This window comes from Streptomyces broussonetiae, assembly GCF_009796285.1.
Classification (GTDB): domain Bacteria; phylum Actinomycetota; class Actinomycetes; order Streptomycetales; family Streptomycetaceae; genus Streptomyces; species Streptomyces broussonetiae.
This window is the reverse complement of sequence record NZ_CP047020.1, coordinates 2,960,170-2,977,777: the sequence shown is the minus strand read 5'-3', so window position 1 is coordinate 2,977,777 and position 17,608 is coordinate 2,960,170. Positions and strand designations below refer to the sequence as shown.

16 protein-coding genes, 1 pseudogene and 1 riboswitch are annotated in these 17,608 nt (G+C 70.6%); of the genes and pseudogenes, 12 read left to right on the top strand and 5 right to left on the bottom strand.

What is annotated here, in order from left to right:
- The first annotated feature begins 48 nt into the window (after nucleotides 1-48).
- Nucleotides 49-1,311 (top strand): L,D-transpeptidase, encoded by a 1,263-nt coding sequence (locus GQF42_RS13750; protein ID WP_158919920.1) that lies wholly within the window; start codon nucleotides 49-51, stop codon nucleotides 1,309-1,311.
- 110 nt (nucleotides 1,312-1,421) lie between these two features.
- On the opposite strand, the gene GQF42_RS13745 is transcribed toward GQF42_RS13750, so the two are convergent.
- A complete protein-coding gene (locus GQF42_RS13745; protein ID WP_158919919.1) occupies nucleotides 1,422-1,823 on the bottom strand; it encodes a DNA-binding transcriptional response regulator in 402 nt (133 codons plus the stop codon).
- A gap of 166 nt (nucleotides 1,824-1,989) precedes the next feature.
- Here GQF42_RS13745 and ctaE point away from each other — a divergent pair, with 166 nt between their 5' ends.
- The 6 genes from ctaE (at nucleotide 1,990) to GQF42_RS13715 (ending at nucleotide 9,075) form a co-directional block, all read left to right on the top strand.
- Entirely contained in the window at nucleotides 1,990-2,610 is a 621-nt protein-coding gene (ctaE, locus tag GQF42_RS13740) for an aa3-type cytochrome oxidase subunit III (RefSeq protein ID WP_053653891.1), read from the top strand.
- Nucleotides 2,611-2,670: 60 nt separating this feature from the next.
- On the top strand, nucleotides 2,671-3,483 hold the full coding sequence (qcrC, locus tag GQF42_RS13735; RefSeq protein WP_158919918.1) for a cytochrome bc1 complex diheme cytochrome c subunit: 813 nt from the start codon (nucleotides 2,671-2,673) through the stop codon (nucleotides 3,481-3,483).
- The gene (gene qcrA, locus GQF42_RS13730; protein ID WP_158919917.1) at nucleotides 3,480-4,538 is read left to right on the top strand and encodes a cytochrome bc1 complex Rieske iron-sulfur subunit; all 1,059 of its coding nucleotides are present in this window, start codon (nucleotides 3,480-3,482) and stop codon (nucleotides 4,536-4,538) included. Before qcrC ends, qcrA begins: the two co-directional genes overlap by 4 nt.
- Nucleotides 4,535-6,172 carry a cytochrome bc1 complex cytochrome b subunit gene (gene qcrB / locus GQF42_RS13725; protein WP_158919916.1) on the top strand — a complete coding sequence of 546 codons (1,638 nt, stop codon included), beginning with the start codon at nucleotides 4,535-4,537 and terminating at the stop codon, nucleotides 6,170-6,172. Before qcrA ends, qcrB begins: the two co-directional genes overlap by 4 nt.
- 126 nt (nucleotides 6,173-6,298) lie before the next feature.
- Nucleotides 6,299-7,372 (top strand): anthranilate phosphoribosyltransferase, encoded by a 1,074-nt coding sequence (gene trpD / locus GQF42_RS13720; protein WP_158919915.1) that lies wholly within the window; start codon nucleotides 6,299-6,301, stop codon nucleotides 7,370-7,372.
- Nucleotides 7,373-7,437: 65 nt separating this feature from the next.
- A riboswitch (SAM riboswitch) is annotated at nucleotides 7,438-7,554 on the top strand.
- 147 nt (nucleotides 7,555-7,701) lie between these two features.
- Nucleotides 7,702-9,075 (top strand): aminotransferase class V-fold PLP-dependent enzyme, encoded by a 1,374-nt coding sequence (locus GQF42_RS13715; protein WP_158919914.1) that lies wholly within the window; start codon nucleotides 7,702-7,704, stop codon nucleotides 9,073-9,075.
- Between the two features lie 36 nt (nucleotides 9,076-9,111).
- On the opposite strand, the gene GQF42_RS13710 is transcribed toward GQF42_RS13715, so the two are convergent.
- Together GQF42_RS13710 and GQF42_RS13705 are read right to left on the bottom strand one after the other, a co-directional pair.
- Nucleotides 9,112-9,393 (bottom strand): Lrp/AsnC family transcriptional regulator, encoded by a 282-nt coding sequence (locus GQF42_RS13710; RefSeq protein ID WP_158919913.1) that lies wholly within the window; start codon nucleotides 9,391-9,393, stop codon nucleotides 9,112-9,114.
- Nucleotides 9,390-10,133 carry a rhomboid family intramembrane serine protease gene (locus GQF42_RS13705; protein WP_158919912.1) on the bottom strand — a complete coding sequence of 248 codons (744 nt, stop codon included), beginning with the start codon at nucleotides 10,131-10,133 and terminating at the stop codon, nucleotides 9,390-9,392. Before GQF42_RS13705 ends, GQF42_RS13710 begins: the two co-directional genes overlap by 4 nt.
- A gap of 155 nt (nucleotides 10,134-10,288) precedes the next feature.
- On the opposite strand from GQF42_RS13705, the gene GQF42_RS13700 reads away from it, so the two are divergent.
- The 5 genes from GQF42_RS13700 to GQF42_RS13680 all read left to right on the top strand — a co-directional run bounded on the left by GQF42_RS13700 (nucleotide 10,289) and on the right by GQF42_RS13680 (nucleotide 15,680).
- On the top strand, nucleotides 10,289-10,528 hold the full coding sequence (locus tag GQF42_RS13700; protein WP_158919911.1) for a hypothetical protein: 240 nt from the start codon (nucleotides 10,289-10,291) through the stop codon (nucleotides 10,526-10,528).
- Nucleotides 10,529-10,596: 68 nt separating this feature from the next.
- Nucleotides 10,597-11,940, top strand: a complete 1,344-nt coding sequence (locus tag GQF42_RS13695; protein WP_158919910.1) for an NYN domain-containing protein — start codon at nucleotides 10,597-10,599, stop codon at nucleotides 11,938-11,940.
- Nucleotides 11,941-12,160: 220 nt separating this feature from the next.
- The gene (locus tag GQF42_RS13690; protein ID WP_158919909.1) at nucleotides 12,161-13,195 is read left to right on the top strand and encodes a C40 family peptidase; all 1,035 of its coding nucleotides are present in this window, start codon (nucleotides 12,161-12,163) and stop codon (nucleotides 13,193-13,195) included.
- Nucleotides 13,196-13,456: 261 nt separating this feature from the next.
- Nucleotides 13,457-14,464 (top strand): C40 family peptidase, encoded by a 1,008-nt coding sequence (locus tag GQF42_RS13685; RefSeq protein WP_158919908.1) that lies wholly within the window; start codon nucleotides 13,457-13,459, stop codon nucleotides 14,462-14,464.
- A gap of 28 nt (nucleotides 14,465-14,492) precedes the next feature.
- Nucleotides 14,493-15,680: a hypothetical protein gene (locus tag GQF42_RS13680; protein ID WP_199272674.1), complete on the top strand. Its 1,188-nt coding sequence runs from the start codon at nucleotides 14,493-14,495 to the stop codon at nucleotides 15,678-15,680.
- Here GQF42_RS13680 and GQF42_RS13675 read toward each other — a convergent pair.
- A pseudogene (locus GQF42_RS13675) lies at nucleotides 15,637-15,900 on the bottom strand (hypothetical protein); the annotation flags it as partial. The gene GQF42_RS13680 and the pseudogene GQF42_RS13675 overlap by 44 nt on opposite strands.
- Nucleotides 15,901-16,217: 317 nt before the next feature.
- Nucleotides 16,218-17,456: a glycosyltransferase 87 family protein gene (locus GQF42_RS13670; RefSeq protein ID WP_158919907.1), complete on the bottom strand. Its 1,239-nt coding sequence runs from the start codon at nucleotides 17,454-17,456 to the stop codon at nucleotides 16,218-16,220.
- Nucleotides 17,457-17,608: the final 152 nt, after the last annotated feature.

Here is a 17,608-nt window from a genome sequence, read left to right as displayed (position 1 = left end):
CGGGTTACACGCCGCGCAAATGGGGTGAACGCCTCATAGCGTGATCGTATGAACCACACTCCGCGGACCCGCACCGTCGTCAGCTGCACGCTGCTGGTGACCGCCCTCGGCGCGGGCGTCACCGCCTGCGGTTCGGACGGTAATCCCCTGTCGGCCAGGCCGTACGACGCAGCGGACCTGATCTCCTTCAGCGGCCCCGCCGGTGAGGGGAAACGAGTCGATCCGGACAAGCCCCTGGAGATCACCGTCAACGACGACGACGGCCGGATCACCGACGTGACCGTCCAGGACGCCACAGGGCGCTACGTGGCGGGCGAACTCGCCGCCGACGGCAGCCGGTGGCACAGCACCTCTCCGCTGGCCGCCAACGCCCACTACACGGTCGCTGTGAGCACCGAGGACGACGACGGCGCGCCCGGCCGCAAGGTCCTCACGTTCGACACCAGCAATCCCACCACCCGTAAGCGGCTGACCGTCACGTTCGGCCCGCAGGCGGGCGAATACGGGGTCGGACAGCCCATCACGGCCCAGCTCGACCAGGAGGTCAAGGACAAGGGGCAGCGCGCCGTCATCGAGCGTGCCCTCAAAGTGGACTCCACGCCGGAGGTGCAGGGCTCCTGGTACTGGGTCAGCGGCAAGGAACTCCACTACCGGCCCAAGGAGTACTGGCCGGCCCACACCGCCATCTCGGTGCACAGCAACCTGGACGGCATCAAGATCAGCGACCGGCTGTGGGGTGGTCCTGCCAAGCCGCTGAAGATCACCACGGGCGACCGGATCGAGGCCCTCACGGACGCCGCCGCGCACCAGATGACGGTCTACCGCAACGGCGCGCAGATCAACCGGATCCCGGTCACCACGGGCAGGCCCGGCTTCGAGACCCGCAACGGCGTCAAGGTCGTCCTGGACAAGCAGTACCTCGTACGCATGCGCGGCACCACGATCGGCATCGCCGAGGGCACCTCCGACTCCTACGACCTGCTGGTCTACTGGGCCACCCGGGTGACCTGGTCCGGCGAGTACGTCCACGCCGCACCCTGGTCCGTGGGATCACAGGGCTCGGCGAACGTCAGTCACGGCTGCACGGGCATGAGTACGTCGAACGCCCAGTGGTTCTTCAAGACCGTCCGCGACGGCGACATCGTCAAGGTCGTCAACTCCAACGGCCGGGCGATGGAACCCTTCGGCAACGGCTTCGGCGACTGGAACGTCGACTGGAAGAAGTGGAGCAAGGGCAGCGCGCTGGCGAACGCGAAGACGGGTGCCCAGGCCCCCGGAGACGTGGCACGCCTGCAGCCGGCGGCGTTCTGAACACGCCCCGCGGAGGCGCGGGGCTCCTTCCGGCGCGCGGCCACCGCCGCGTGGGCGCGAGGAGCCACGGCGCACCGGTACGCGCGCCGAAGCCCCCGCGCCCCGGGCCGCTAGGCGCTCAACAACCGCTCACGCCGCAGCAGAGAGGCGAGCGAGGAGGCGAACTCGACGGGATCCACCGGCAGGGTGACCGCGGCGTCGGCACGGCTCCACGTGGCCAGCCACGCATCCTGCGGCCGGCCCATCAGGAGCAGCACCGGCGGGCAGTTGAACACCTCGTCCTTGATCTGCCGGCACACCCCCATGCCCCCCACCGGCACGGCCTCGCCGTCCAGCACGCACACGTCGATGCCGCCCCGGTCCAGCTCGCGCAGCACCGCCGCGGGCGTCGCACACTCCACGAACTCGACCAAGGGGACGTCAGGAGCGGGCCTGCGTCCGGCTGCCAGCCGTACCTGCTCGCGGGTGTTGGAGTCGTCGCTGTAGACCAGCACGGTGGCGGTCGGCTGCATTGTTCCTCCGGGACGTCGGCGTCGTACGGACGGGACGGACAGGGCCGTTCGGGCGGAGCTTACTCCGGTCAAAGCGCCCATGAACACCACGTCAACACCGGTTCGGCGGGCAGCAACACTCCGAACGGCACCCCCCGGAGTGAGGGCGGGATAAGCGACCGACATAATGTCGGTCGTGGCGACAGCAACGACAGTAGAAACTGGGCACGCGCACCCGTCGGTCAACCGGCCGAACCTCACCAGCGTCGGAACCATCATCTGGCTGAGTTCCGAGCTGATGTTCTTCGCGGCCCTCTTCGCGATGTACTTCACCCTCCGCTCGGTGACCGGACCGGATCACTGGAAGCACATGGCGCATGCGCTCAATGTGCCCTTCTCCGCGACGAACACCACGATCCTGGTGCTCTCCTCACTCACCTGCCAGCTCGGCGTGTTCGCGGCCGAGCGCGGGGACGTGAAGAAGCTCCGTGGCTGGTTCATCGTCACCTTCATCATGGGTGCGATCTTCATCGGCGGTCAGATCTACGAGTACACGGAGCTGGTGAAGAAGGACGGCATCTCGCTGTCCTCCGACCCGTACGGCTCGGTGTTCTACCTGACCACCGGCTTCCACGGTCTGCACGTGACAGGCGGCCTCATCGCCTTCCTGTTCGTCCTCGGCCGCACCTACGCGGCGAAGAGGTTCACCCACGAGCAGGCGACCGCCGCCATCGTCGTGTCCTACTACTGGCACTTCGTCGACGTGGTCTGGATCGGCCTCTTCGCCACGATCTACTTGATCAAGTAGCGGGACCCGCTCCCGCATCCAGAAGCATCGACGCAGAAGATCCTGACACCGGGGTAATCCGTGAAAAAGCTCTCCGCACGACGACGCCATCCGCTGGCGGCGGTCGTCGTCCTACTCCTCGCGCTGGCGGCCACTGGGGGGCTGTACGCCGCGTTCGCACCCGCGGGCAAGGCGCAGGCCGATGAAACCTCCCAGTCCCTGACCATCACAGAGGGCAAGAAGCTCTACGAGGTCGGCTGCGCCAGCTGCCACGGCACCGGTGGCCAGGGCTCCTCCGACGGCCCCAGCCTGGTCGGCGTGGGCGCCGCGGCGGTCGACTTCCAGGTCGGCACCGGCCGCATGCCGGCCGCCACCTCGCAGGGCGCCCAGGTCCCGCGCAAGAAGGTCGTCTACAACCAGACGCAGATCGACCAGCTCGCCGCCTACATCGCCTCGCTGGGTGCCGGCCCGAACGTGCCCACCAAGGAGCAGTACGGCCCGGCCGGCGCGGACATCGCCAAGGGTGGCGAACTGTTCCGCACCAACTGCGCGCAGTGCCACAACTTCACCGGCAAGGGCGGTGCCCTGACCAAGGGCAAGTTCGCGCCCAGCCTGGAGGGTGTCGCTCCCAAGCACATCTACGAGGCCATGCAGACGGGCCCGCAGAACATGCCGTCCTTCCCGGACACCACGCTGTCCTCGCAGAACAAGAAGGACATCATCGCGTACCTGAACGCGGTCAACGGCGACAAGACGGAGAACCCGGGCGGTCTGGAGCTGGGCGGCCTCGGGCCGGTCAGTGAGGGCCTGTTCGCCTGGATCTTCGGTCTCGGCGCGGTGATCGCGGTCGCCGTCTGGGTCGCCGCTCGGACCGCAAAGGCCAAGAAGTCATGAGTAGCCAAGACATTCCAGAAGAGAACCTGCCCGCTGAGCAGGAGCACGCGCAGGGCGCCGTAAGCGTCGCGGACGAGGAGAACCCGTTCGCCGACCCCGGGCTGCCGCCGCACGAGCACCGGATCCAGGACATCGACGAGCGTGCCGCCAAGCGGTCCGAGCGTTTCGTCGCCCTGCTGTTCACGGTGTCGATGCTGGCCACCGTCGGCTTCATCGCCGCGTACCTGGCGATCCCGCACGACAAGTCGATCTTCGTCTTCCCGATCGGGCACATCAGCGCGCTGAACTTCGCGCTGGGCCTGACCCTCGGTACGGCGCTGTTCTGCATCGGCGCGGGCGCGGTCCACTGGGCCCGCACCCTGATGTCCGACGTGGAGATGGCCGACGAGCGGCACCCGATCGAGGCCTCGCCCGAGCTGCGGGCGCAGGTCATGGACGACTTCCAGCAGGGTGCCCAGGAGTCCGGCTTCGGCCGGCGCAAGCTGATCCGCAACACGATGTTCGGCGCGCTGACCCTGCTCCCGCTCTCCGGCGTCTTCCTGCTCGGCGGTCTCGGCCCGGCGCCCAAGAGCAAGCTGCGGCACACCATGTGGGCCAAGGGCAAGCGCCTGGTCAACATGAACACGAACCAGCCGCTGCGTCCCGAGGACGTCATGGTCGGCTCGCTCACCTTCGCCAAGCCCGACGGCCTGGAGGAGACGAACGAGGACTTCCAGAACGAGATCGCCAAGGCCGCCCTGATGATCGTCCGGCTCCAGCCGGGCAACATCAAGGACAAGCGCGAGCTCGACTGGTCGCACGAGGGCATCGTCGCCTTCTCGAAGATCTGCACCCACGTCGGCTGCCCGATCTCCCTGTACGAGCAGCAGACGCACCACGTGCTGTGCCCGTGCCACCAGTCCACCTTCGACCTCTCCGACGGGGCCCGAGTGATCTTCGGTCCCGCCGGCCACGCCCTGCCGCAGCTGCGCATCGGCGTGGACGGTGAGGGTTACCTCCAGGCGCTGGGCGACTTCGAGGAGCCCGTCGGTCCTGCATTCTGGGAGCGCGGATGAGCACTACAGCGAACGACACCTCCCGCGCACGCGGGAAGGCCCCGGCCGGCGAGCGCGTCGCCGACTGGGTCGACGGCCGGGTGGGGATCTACTCCCTGGCCAAGAGCAACATGCGCAAGATCTTCCCCGACCACTGGTCGTTCATGTTGGGTGAGATCTGCCTCTACAGCTTCCTCATCATCATCCTGACGGGCGTCTACCTGACGCTGTTCTTCCACCCGTCGATGAACGAGGTCGTGTACCACGGCAGCTACGTCCCGCTCCAGGGACAGCTGATGTCCGAGGCGTTCAACTCGACCGTGCACATCTCCATGGACGTGCGTGGTGGTCTGCTCATCCGGCAGATCCACCACTGGGCCGCGCTGATCTTCCTCGCCGGCATGTTCGTGCACATGATGCGCGTGTTCTTCACCGGCGCGTTCCGCAAGCCGCGTGAGATCAACTGGCTGTTCGGCTTCCTGCTGTTCGTCCTCGGCATGTTCACCGGCTTCACCGGTTACTCGCTCCCGGACGACCTGCTCTCCGGCACCGGTGTCCGCTTCATGGAGGGCGCGATCCTGTCCGTGCCGATCATCGGCACGTACCTGTCGATGTTCCTCTTCGGCGGAGAGTTCCCCGGCCACGACTTCGTCGCCCGGTTCTACTCGATCCACATCCTGCTGCTGCCGGGCATCATGCTCGGTCTGGTGGTCGGCCACCTGATCCTGGTCGTCTACCACAAGCACACGCAGTTCGCGGGCCCCGGCCGGAGCGAGAAGAACGTCGTCGGCATGCCGCTGCTGCCGGTCTACATGGCCAAGGCCGGAGGCTTCTTCTTCCTGGTCTTCGGTGTCATCGCGGCCATCGCGGCGGTCGCCCAGATCAACCCGATCTGGGCCATGGGTCCCTACCGTCCGGACCAGGTGTCCACCGGCGCCCAGCCCGACTGGTACATGGGCTTCGCCGAGGGTCTGATCCGCTTCATGCCGGGCTGGGAGATCAACCTGTGGGGCCACACGCTCGTCCTGGGCGTGTTCATCCCGCTGGTCCTCTTCCCGCTGGTCCTGGCGGCGATCGCGGTCTACCCGTTCATCGAGTCCTGGGTCACCGGCGACAAGAGCGAGCACCACATCCTGGACCGCCCGCGCAACGCCCCGACCCGTACCGCGTTCGGTGTCGCCTGGGTGACGATCTACATGATCACCCTGGTCGGCGGCGGCAACGACCTGTGGGCCACCCACTTCCACCTGTCGATCAACGCCGTGACCTGGTTCGTCCGGATCTTCTTCTTCGTCGGCCCGGTCATCGCCTTCATCGCCACCAAGCGGATCTGCCTGGGCCTGCAGCGCCGCGACCGCGACAAGGTGCTGCACGGCCGCGAGACCGGCATCATCAAGCGCCTGCCGCACGGTGAGTTCATCGAGGTGCACGAGCCGCTCAGCCAGGAGCAGCTGCACACGCTGACCTCGCACCGGCAGTACGAGCCGGCCCGGATCGGCCCGGCGGTGGACGAGAACGGTGTCCAGCGCAAGGTCGGGTCCACGGAGAAGCTGCGGGTCAAGCTGTCGAACGCCTACTACGGCGACGACAACCAGATCCCCAAGCCGACCGTTGACGAGTACAAGGAGATCGCGAGCGGCCACGGCCACCACTGATCCCCGCGTCGCCACGCCACACTGAAGGGCCCCGTCCGGCTTACGGACGGGGCCCTTCGCCCTGTCCTGGGGCCGATAGGGTGGAACCGACCACGGATTTCGCAGGTACGACACCCAGGAGCGGCTATGAGCGCTGTGACCCCCGCTGGAGGCGACACCGCGGCGGGCCGCTCCTGGCCCGCCCTGTTGAACGGCCTGCTCAGCGGCCACGACCTGGCTGCCGACGACACCGCGTGGGCGATGGACCGGATCATGCGCGGCGAGGCGACCGACGCGCAGATCGCCGGGTTCGCGGTGGCGCTGCGGGCCAAGGGACAGACGGTCGAGGAGATCACCGGTCTGGTCCGCACGATGTACGAGCACGCGAAGGTGATCGAGGTGCCCGGCCGGACCGTCGACATCGTCGGCACGGGCGGCGACGGGGCGAAGACGGTGAACATCTCCACGATGTCGTCGCTGGTCGTCGCGGGCACGGGCGCCAAGGTGGTGAAGCACGGCAACCGCGCCGCTTCCTCCTCCTCCGGTTCCTCCGACGTCCTGGAGAAGCTCGGCGTCAACCTCGACCTCACGCCCCGGCGGGTGGCCGAGGTCGCCGAGGAGGCCGGCATCACCTTCTGCTTCGCGGTGAAGTTCCATCCCGCGCTGCGCCATGTGGGCGCCGCCCGCGGCCAGTTGGGCATCCGTACGGTGTTCAACCTGCTCGGTCCGCTGACCAACCCGGCGAAGGTACGGGCCCAGGCGGTCGGCGTGGCCGTAGCGCAGGAGGCGCCGATCGTCGCGGGTGTGCTCGCGGAGCGGGGCAACTCCGCGCTGGTCTTCCGCGGCGACGACGGCCTGGACGAGCTGACCACGACGTCCACGTCCCACGTCTGGGTCGTGCGGGACGGCAAGGTCGCCGAGGAGGTCTTCGACCCGCGCGAGGTCGGCCTCCAGATGGTCCCCGTGGAGGCCCTGCGCGGTGGCGACCCGGGCCACAACGCGGAGGTGGCCCGCCGACTGCTCGAGGGCGAGCCGGGCCCGGTCCGCGACGCCGTCCTGCTCAACTCCGCGGCGGCCCTGGTCGCCCTGAACCCGGCGGACGCCCCGCTCTCCGAGCAACTGCGCGCGGGCATGGACCGGGCCGCCGAGTCGATCGACTCGGGTGCGGCGAAGCGGGCGCTGGAGCGCTGGGTGGCGGCCACCAACGCACAGCGGCCATGACGGGCGTCCCGCAATCCGGACCGGGGTTGCGGGACGACGATCAGTTGACGTAGTTTCCTGAACCAGGTCATGAGTGACAGTCATGAGGCCCCGGCCGACTGTCCGGCAACCCTCCGTCCGTGGCGGGGTGCCCCGGGTGAAGACCAGGTCGTAGGCAGCGAGGTCTACGGCAAGCGCGGACCCCTCGAGAAACCAGGGGTCCTGGTCGTCGAGGAGTCCTCCGTGAGCAAGCGAATGCGATAGGGCCGCCGAGCCCCGCCTCCGCGCACCCCTTCTTTCTCTTCTTTCCGTACGTCTTCTTTCGCGTACGTCCTCACGGGAGTTCACCCATGTCTGTCTTCACCGCTGCCGCCGACCAGTCCGTGTGCCGTGACAACTCGGGCGCGCTGCCCGTTCTGGGCCGGGATGTCACCGTTCCGCTCGTCACCGGGGGCGAGGTCACCTACGCGGCCCTCGACTACGCGGCCAGCGCCCCCGCCCTCCAGCGTGTCTGGGACGACGTGGCCGCCTACGCGCCCTACTACGGCAGCGTCCACCGCGGTGCCGGCTACCTCTCCCAGCTCTCCACCGACCTGTTCGAGAACGCCCGCGGCGCGGTCGCCGACTTCCTCGGCTGCCGTGCCGACGACCAGGTGGTCTTCACCCGCTCGACGACGGACTCCCTCAACCTGCTCGCCCGTGTCCTGCCCGCCGACTGCCAGGTCTTCGTCTTCGAGACCGAGCACCACGCCTCCCTGCTGCCCTGGCAGGACGCGAAGGTCACCTACCTCAACGCCCCGCGCACCCCGCGGCAGGCCGTCGAGACGCTGGAGCGGGCCCTCGCCGACCGTGACCCCCACGGCCCGGCCCTGGTCTGTGTCACCGGCGCCTCCAACGTCACCGGCGAGCTGTGGCCGGTGCGCGAGCTGGCCGCCGCCGCGCACGCCCACGGCGCCCGGATCGTCATCGACGCCGCCCAGCTGGCCCCGCACCACCCGGTGGACATCCGTGACCTGGACGTCGACTGGGTCGCCTTCTCGGGGCACAAGCTGTACGCCCCCTTCGGCTCCGGCGTCCTCGCCGGCCGCGCCGACTGGCTGCGCACGGCGGAGCCGTACCTCGCGGGCGGCGGCGCCAGCCGCAAGGTCACCCGGCGCGCGGACGGGGGAGTGGCCGTGGAGTGGCACGAGAGCGCCGCCCGGCACGAGGCGGGCTCCCCGAACGTCATCGGCGCCTACTCCATCGCCTCGGCCTGCAGGGCACTCACCGAGGCCGGCTGGGACGGCCTGGTCGCCCGCGAGCAGCACCTGATCGCCGAGGTGCGCGCGGGCCTGGCCGAGGTCCCGCAGGTGAAGGTGCTGTCCCTGTTCGGCGACGACGCGCCGCGCGTCGGCGTGATCTCCTTCGTGGTGGAGGGCTGGAACAGCTCCCACTTCGCCGCCGCGCTCTCCGCCGAGTACGGCATCGGCGTCCGGGACGGCCTCTTCTGCGCGCACCCCCTGGTCCGCACCCTGCTGGGCAGCGACCCCCAGACGCAGGGCGAGTGTGGAGCCCCGGAGGCGGCCCCGGGCGAGAAGTCCCTCAACGCCATCCGTGTCAGCTTCGGCGCGGGCACCCCGGACGAGCACGTCGAGCGCTTCGTGAGGGCGGTGAAGGAACTGGTGACCGTGGGCGCCAAGTGGACGTACCGCACGCAGGAGGGCCGCTGCGTGCCTGCCGCGTGAGGTGGTGCGCCCTTTGTCGAGGCGGCCTTCGGCCGGTCAGGAGTCCAGCCCGATCGCGAAGGCCGCCTCGAGGTCGTGCTGGGAGTAGGTACGGAACGCCACATGGGTGTCCGTGCCCTCCACCCCGGGGATCTTGCTGATCCGCCCGGGGATGACCTCGGCCAGATCCTCGTGCCGCTGCACCCGGACCATCGCGATCAGGTCGTACGTGCCGGTCACGGAGAACACCTCGCTCACCGAGTCCAGCGAAGCGATCTGCTCCGCGATCTCGGGGATCCGGTCCACGCTGGTCTTGATCAGGACGATCGCGGTGATCACGGCTGGTTCTCTCCCTCGGGTGCCGGAGCTGCGGTGCACTTCACTCTAGTCCCACGCCCGAAGCGCACCCACGCGTAGACGAAGCCCAGCCCGAACCCCACCAGGTGCGCCAGATACGCCACCCCGGGCCCGTCGGAGGCCTGCTCCGCGGCCGCCCACTGCACCGCCGCCCAGAACGGGAGCACGACCCAGGCCGGGAACCGCAGCGGCAGGAAGAGCAGGAACGGCAGCAGGCTGGTCACGCGGGCGCGCGGGAACAGATAGAGGAAGGCACCGAGGACCGCCGAGATCGCCCCGGACGCGCCCACCAGCGACTCCTCGGACGAGGCGTTGACGGCCGCGTAGCCCAGCAGGGCCAGATAGCCGCAGCCGGCGTAGAAGAGGGTGAACTCGGCCCGGCCCATCCGTTCCTCGGTCATCGCCCCGAAGACGAAGAGGAAGAGCATGTTGCCGAGCAGATGCACCCAGCTGCCGTGCACGAACAGCGCCGTCGCGGGCGTGAGGATCTCCCGGGCCGGCCCGTCGAACAGCTCGGCCGGCACCACGCCCCACTGCCGGAAGTAGGCCCGCTGGGCGGCCGCAAGGGCCGCCCCGGTGCCGTAGCCGGGGGTGAGTCCGGAGGCCGGGCCGAGGACGAAGAGCAGACAGCACAGGGCGATGAGGCCGTAGGTGATGGGTGCCGATGCACTCCGGACCGCTCGCAGGGTCCTGCCGGTCGCCGTGCTCCACTGGCTGATCATGAACACAGAGCATGACGTAACGGGACACAGGCCGACAGACCGCCTCGCCGTCGCGGACGGACGGGCGGCGAGTCCCCGGCAGGCCGTAGGGTTACGGCCACACGCGTCGGCCGGCGGCGCGGGAGAGACGCAACGAGAAGGAGCGGACTGCCACGATGACGGTTCCCCTGCCGACCGCGACCACCCGGTGGCGCTGCACCCTGTGCGGCAACCTGACCCGGTTCGACGTGACCCGTTCGTCGAAGGTCGTCGAGTACGTCCATCTCGATCTGGCCGGAGAGCCGACGGTGGAGGAGCGCGAGGTGGTCAGTGAGACCATCGAATCGGTGCGCTGTCGCTGGTGCAATGCGGTGGATCAGGTGGAACTCGTGGACAGGCCGGGCACCGACTCCTGAGCGGGGCGGCCCGAAAAGACGACGCGGCAGAAGTGACGCGGCAGAAGTGAACTAGTGGGGTGTGACGGATGGCGGAGACCGCAGGCGGGGGGCCGGGCGACGGCACCGCCGAGGTGCTTGACCGTCCGCTGCCCGACGGCGTGCGCCGCCGGGTCGTGCAGATCGTCTCGGACGGCTTCGGCGGGCTGACCGTGACCGAACTGCCCGCCCAGCTCAGGCAGTACGCCCGGTTCACCCCCAGTCGCCGGGCGAAGTTCGCCGCGAACGCGATGGCGGCGGCACTGGAGACCGATTCACTGTTCCGGCAGCGGATCGGGGAGAAGCTCAGAGAGGCGCAGCCGGAACTGACCGGCGCCCTCGACTCAGGCTCCCCGCCCCCGGCCGCGGACCCGCTCGACGTGGCGGCCGCGGCCTACGTACTGCGCCCGGCGGGCTGGGTGAAGCTGGTCGCCGCGGCCGGCGAGGAGGCCCAGCGCGCGGACGCCGAGCGGGCGGACGAGGAGAGCCGGGCCGAGCTGGAGCGGCTGCGCCACGAGCTGGCGCAGGCCCGCGGACACACCCGCGCCGAGACCGAACGGCTGCGTACGGAGCTGGAGTCGGCGAGGCGGGAGGCGGAATCGCTTCACCGCAAGCTCCGTGCCGCCCTCAGCGACGTCAAGCGCGGCGAGGCCGCGCTGCGCAAGGCACAGGGCGAGATGGACGCCCTGCGGGCCGAGGCGCAGGCGCAGGTGTCGGCCGCCGAGAGCGAGTCCCGGCGGCTCAAGGCCCGGCTCGGCGAGGCCGAGGCGGGCCTCGAGGCGACCCGGCGGGCCGCACGCGAGGGCCGCAGCGTGGAGGACATGCGGGTACGGCTGCTGCTGGACACCCTGCTGGACGCCACCCAGGGCCTGCGCCGCGAACTCGCGCTGCCGCCGGTGTCCGTACGCCCCGCCGAGACCGTGGACGCGGTCGAGCCTGGCCGTATGACCCCCAAGGACATCGCGGCGCGTGCGCTGTCCGAGAACGACCCGGCCATCCTCGACCAGCTGCTCGCGCTGCCCCAGGCGCATCTGGTGGTCGACGGCTACAACGTCACCAAGACGGGCTATCCGCAGATGCCGCTGGAGAAGCAGCGCCTCAGGCTGCTGGGCCAGCTCTCGGCGCTCGCTGCACAGACCGGCGCCGAGGTGACATGCGTCTTCGACGGCGCCGAACTGGCCGCGCCGGTGCTGCTCGCGCCGCCGCGCGGGGTGCGGGTGCTGTTCTCCAAGCCGGGGGTCACGGCCGACGAGCTGATCCGCCAGCTGGTGCGCGCCGAGCCACCGGGCCGTCCGGTGATCGTCGCCTCCACCGACCGGGAGGTGGCCGACGGCGTCGCCAAGGCCGGTGCCCGTCCGGTGGCGTCTGCGGTACTTCTGAAGCGACTGTCCTGAACGCCCAACGGGCATGGTCAATGCCCGAATTGGACCGTTCTTCACGCCACTCAGGGTCAATCGCGTCTCACTGCATGTGAGTCGTGTGCAAAGAATGCATTGAGTGACGGGAATTTTTGGCGTGAGGATTTGAACTGATCACAACTGGGTCACTAGGGTCAGGGCTCGAACCTCCGAACGGGTGATTACTCACTCACTCACAAGAAGGAGTTCGTCCTCCGTGGCGTCCCATCGTCGACCCAAGCAGCAGAGTCGCGCCCGTGTGACCGTGCTGACCACCGCAGCTGCCGCCGCCGTCGTGCTGAGCGCGAACGCCGCCAATGCCGCGCCGAGCGAGAAGCTCAGCAAGGACCAGGTCAAGGCCAAGGTCGACGACCTCTACTCGAAGGCCGAGCAGGCCACCGAGAAGTACAACGGGGCGCAGGAGAAGCAGCAGAAGCTGCAGAAGGAAATCTCCACGATCCAGGACAACGTCGCCCGCGGTCAGCAGGACCTCAACAAGCTGCGCGACGGCCTGGGTTCGCTGGCCACCTCGCAGTACCGCTCCGGCGGCATCGACCCCTCGGTCCAGCTCTTCCTGTCCTCCAACCCGGACGACTTCCTGGACAAGGCCTCCACGCTCGACCAGTTGAGCGCCCAGCAGGTCGACGCGCTGAAGAAGATCCAGGACAAACAGCGCGAACTGGCCCAGGAGCGCGCCGAGGCCGCCGAGAAGCTCAAGGACCTCTCCTCCACGCGCGCCCAGCTGGAGCAGAACAAGAAGGACGTCCAGGGCAAGCTCGCCGACGCGCAGAAGCTGCTGAACAGCCTGACCGCCAAGGAGAAGCAGCAGCTGGCCGCCGAACAGCAGCGCGCCGACCGCTCCTCGAGCGAGCGTGTCAACCTCGGCAACAGCACGCCCGCCTCCGGCCGTGCCGCGGCTGCCTTCGCCGCCGCCCAGTCGCAGATCGGCAAGCCGTATGTCTACGGCGCCACCGGCACCGCCTCCTACGACTGCTCGGGCCTGACCTCCTGGGCCTACGCCCAGGCCGGTGTCTCCATACCGCGCACCTCCCAGGAGCAGGCCACCATCGGCACCCGGATCGACTCCGCCAGCGACCTGCAGGTCGGCGACCTGGTCTTCTTCTACGGCGACATCCACCACGTCGGCCTGTACGCCGGCAACGGCCAGGTGCTGCACGCCCCGCACACCGGTGCCGTGGTCCGCTACGAGGCCATGGCCGACATGCCGTTCCAGTTCGGCGTCCGGGTCTGACAGCACCTTCGAAGGCCCCGCGGGCCCGCGCGAAACGCGGACGCGGGGCGCCCGAACGGGCGAATCCCCGGGACCGGAACTGACTCCTCGCCCCGCCAATGACCTGCGTCAGCGGCGGGGCGTCACTATGTGTTGCCTTCACGGTCTTTGGCCCGGGCCCTCGGCTGCGGCTACTGTCTGCCCGCGCTCCCCCGGCACCGGGGCCTCCCCGTCCCCGGGCGGCGGGGGAGCGGTCTGACGTCCGCCTGCTGAAGGACTGCCGTGGGCTCTCATCGCCGCCTTGTCTCCTCCGGATTCGACCGGGGCGCCACCGTGCTGTGCGTCCTGTCCGCCGCCGCCGCGCTCGGCGCCGTACCCGCGCACGCGGCGCCGCACGCCGACGCCCGTGCCGAGGTGGACCGCCTCTACCAGGAGGCCGAGCAGGCGACCCAGGCGTTCGACAAGGCGCAGGAGCAGGCCGACACGCTGCGCCGCGAGGTGCGCGACGCCCAGGACCACATCGCCCGGCAGCAGCTGCGCATCAACACGCTGCGCGAGCAGCTCGGCTCGCTGGCCGGCGCCCAGTACCGGGCCGGCGGTATCGACCCCGCCGTCGCGCTGCTCTTCTCCGACAACCCCGACGACTACCTAGACAAGGCCACCATCCTCGACCGCATCGGCGCCCAACAGGAGGGCAGGCTGCGGGAGTTGAGGACGGCGATGCGGCAACTGGCGCAGGAGCGGTCCGAGGCGGCCGGGAAGCTCGCCGCGCTGGACAAGAGCCGCAGGGCCGTGGCCGCGCACAAGAAGACCGTGGAGAAGAAGCTCGCCAAGGCCCGGCAGCTGCTCGACGCGCTGTCGGCCCCCGCCCGCGCCGCTTACGACCGCGCCTCCCGGGACGACCGCGTCGACCTGCCCGACCTGACCGGCGCCGTCGCCCCCGACGCCCGCGCCGCGGCGGCCGTGGCCGCCGCCCAGTCGGCCCTCGGCCGCCCCTACGTCTGGGGCGCCAACGGCCCCTCCGGCTTCGACTGCTCGGGCCTGATGCAGTGGTCGTACGCGCACGCCGGCATGCATCTGCCGCGCACCTCGCAGGAGCAGCGCTTCGCCGGCCGGCAGATCCCGCTCTCCGAGGCGCGCCCCGGCGACCTGGTGATCTACCGCTCCGACGCCAGCCATGTGGGGATGTACGTCGGCAACGGCCAGGTCGTCCACGCCCCCTATCCGGGAGCCGCGGTGCGCTACGACCCGGTCGGGATGATGCCGATCTCCTCGGTCACCCGCCCCTGACCGCGGCACGCGCCGTTACGATCGGGCAATGGCTGGTCGCAGGCGGGCGTGGTGGATCGGGGCCGTGGGCCTCGCTCTGTTGCTGCCCCTGACCGGATGCGGCGGCGGGACGTCGAGCGATCCCGCCCGTGCCGAGGTGCAGCTGCTGCTCGACCGGCGCTCCGCGGCCCTGCTCGGCCACGACGAGGGGGCGTACGCGGCGACGGGCACCCGCACCGAGTACGACCGGCTGCGCGCCCTTCCGCTGGCCTCCTGGCACTACCAGGTCACCACCGTGCGCCGCACCGGCTCCGACGCCACCGCCGACGCGGAACTGAGCTACCGCGTCGCCGGCTACGACACGGCCCCGGTCGACGCCCGCCGCACCCTCACCCTCGGCCGTGCCGCCGACGGCTCGTGGTACGTCGCCGCCGACGAGCCCGCCGAGCAGGCCGGGCAGCAACTGTGGGACCAGGGCGGGGTGACCGTCGTGCAGGGCGCACACAGCCTGGTGCTGGGCACCGACCGGCCGGTCGCCGACCTGCGTGCCTACGCCGCGCTCGCCGACCGCGCGGTCCCGGCCGTCTCCCGGGCGTGGGGCGCGGACTGGGCCCGCCGGGTCGTCGTTCTCGTCCCGGGCTCGCTGGCCGGCATGGGCGGGCTGCTCGGCTCGCCCGCGGCCAACTACCGGGGCATCGCCGCCGTCACCACCGGCGAGGCGGGCGGCTCCGGGCAGGCGCCCGCGGACCGGGTGGTGATCAACCCGGACGCGTACGCCGCCCTCGGCGATCTCGGCAAGCAGGTCGTCCTCACACACGAGACCACCCATGTGGCCACCCGTGCGCACACCACCGCCGCGACCCCGCTGTGGCTCTCCGAGGGCTACGCGGACTGGATCGGCTACCTCGGCACCGACCGCACCCCCACCGAGGTCGCGCCGGAGCTGACCGGCGCCGTCCAGGCCGGTCACGTCCCGACCGCGCTGCCCACAGACAAGGACTTCGGCTTCACCAGCGAACCCACCGAGCTGGCCCGGGCCTACGAGAGCGGCTGGCTGGCCTGCCGGATGATCGCCGACCACTGGGGCACGGCCCGGCTCGACGCCTTCTACCGCGCCGTCGGCGCCCACCCGCAGCGGGCGGGCGCGGTCGAGTCCGCCCTGAAGGAGCAGCTCGGCACCACACCGGAGGCGTTCACCGCACAGTGGCGGGCGTACGTCGGGGCGCAGCTCGGCTGAGGGTCTCCAGCGCCTCGCGCAGCCGGGCCCGCTCCGCCTTCCCGGTGGCTCGGGCGACCTGCAGCATGCCCTCCCGGAACAGATCCCCGGCCTCCTCGGCGCGCACCGGCTCGCCGTCCCGGTGGAAGAAGCTCGACGGCGCCTGAAGGAAGTCCGGACGACGGCGCAGCACCGCGGCCTGTCCGGCGGGGTTGTCCAGGTGCCGCAGGAAGGACAGGACCGGCAGGACCGTCCTGGACCATGGCCGCCTCCGGCGCCGGGTCTCCCGCGTCGCCGACCAGGGCCTGCTGTTCCTGCGCCGTGTCGGCCCCTTTCTGTTGCTGATGGCCTGTTTCATCGCGCTCGGCGGGGTCCTCGAGGGCAGCGGTGGAGCACCGGTCCTGCTCCGGGGCACCCTGCTCGGCGCGGCCGGCCGGCTCCCGCTCGCCCACGCGCTGTCCGGTCCAGGGCTGCCCGGAGTCCGTCTGGCGCTCGCGCTCGCGATGGCTGTGCAGTGCGCGGCCGTGGCCGTGCCGACGCGCCGGCCGGGGCGGGGCGTCAGGAGGAGACCGGGGTCTGCCGGGGCCGGGTCGGCTGGGGCGGCAGTGGGGCGGCGGGGGCCGGGCCGACGGTCGCGCGCCACAGTTCACGGCCCGCCGTGAGGGAGGCCGCGACCAGCAGGCCGTTGCGGACCAGCATCAGCAGCACGCCGTACCGGTCGCTCGCCACCACGTGCCCGAAGCCGAGCGGGAACTCCAGCACCGTGACGAAGGACGCGACCACCACCATCAGCGCGGGCGCCCCCATCCGGCTCGCCCGGTACGACAGGCAGACCGCGGCGAGGCCGACCAGCCAGACCAGGTACTGCGGGCTGATCACCCGGCTGGTGACGGTGAACAGCAGTACCGCCGTGAACGCCGCGTCCGCCAGGGTGTGCGGCGTCCTGCGGACGGCCCGCAGCCGCCACAGCAGCAGCCAGCCGAACGCGGCCCCGGTCAGCGCCAGCGCCACCGTGCTGACCTGGTCCACATGCGGGCCGAGGAACTCGAGCGAGCCGTAGTTCAGCAGCACCTGGCCGTGCCAGCCGAAGTGCCGGGCCACGTGGAAGACCAGCGCGCCCAGCGACTCCACCTCGGTGCCCCGGCTGCGCTGGAAGGTCAGGAAGGCGAAGGCGCCCGGCATGGCCACCGTGAACACCGTCGTGAGCCCGGCCGCGGTCACCGCCGCCGCCGCCCACGCGCGCCGCCGCACGACACCGACCAACAGCAGCGCCGGCCACACCTTCAACAGCGCGCCGAACGCGGTCAGCGCGCCCATCACCCGCGGATGCCGGACGCCCGCGAGCAGCGCCGCCACGGCCACCGCGGTCACCATCACGTCGTAGCGGGCGTACACCGTCGGGCCGAGCAGGGGCACCCCCGCCACCCACACCCAGGCCCCGCGCGGCGACCGGCCGGGGCGCCCGGCCGGATACAGCAGGAGGTGCAGGACGACCGCGTCGGCGAGGAACGCGAGGATGAAGAAGGCGTGCGCGTAGGACAGGAAGGGCAGGACGGCGGGGGCGAGGATCGGCAGGGCGGCGGCGGGCGGGTACTGCCAGGTCACGTCGTCCAGCGGAAACGTTCCGTGCCGCAGGACCTCGTACCAGCCGCGATAGGTCACCGACACGTCGGAGGTGACGTCCAGCCCTCCCGGGAAGATCCACACCTGGAAGACGAACAGCAGCAGCACCAGACGGGTGACGCCCCAGGTCGCGAGCAGCCATGCCAGGGACCGCCCGGCGCCTTTGGTCTCCACGTGATCCCCTTGCCGTCAGGTTCCGGTTCGATGTCCGCGTCGCGGACCATGATGTCGTGCCCGGCTGTGTACCTGCCACAGACCCGGCCGCTCCCGGCCGTGCGCAGCCCGTTCGGTCGCGGCCGGGTACGTCCCGTTCGGTAGGGTCGGCG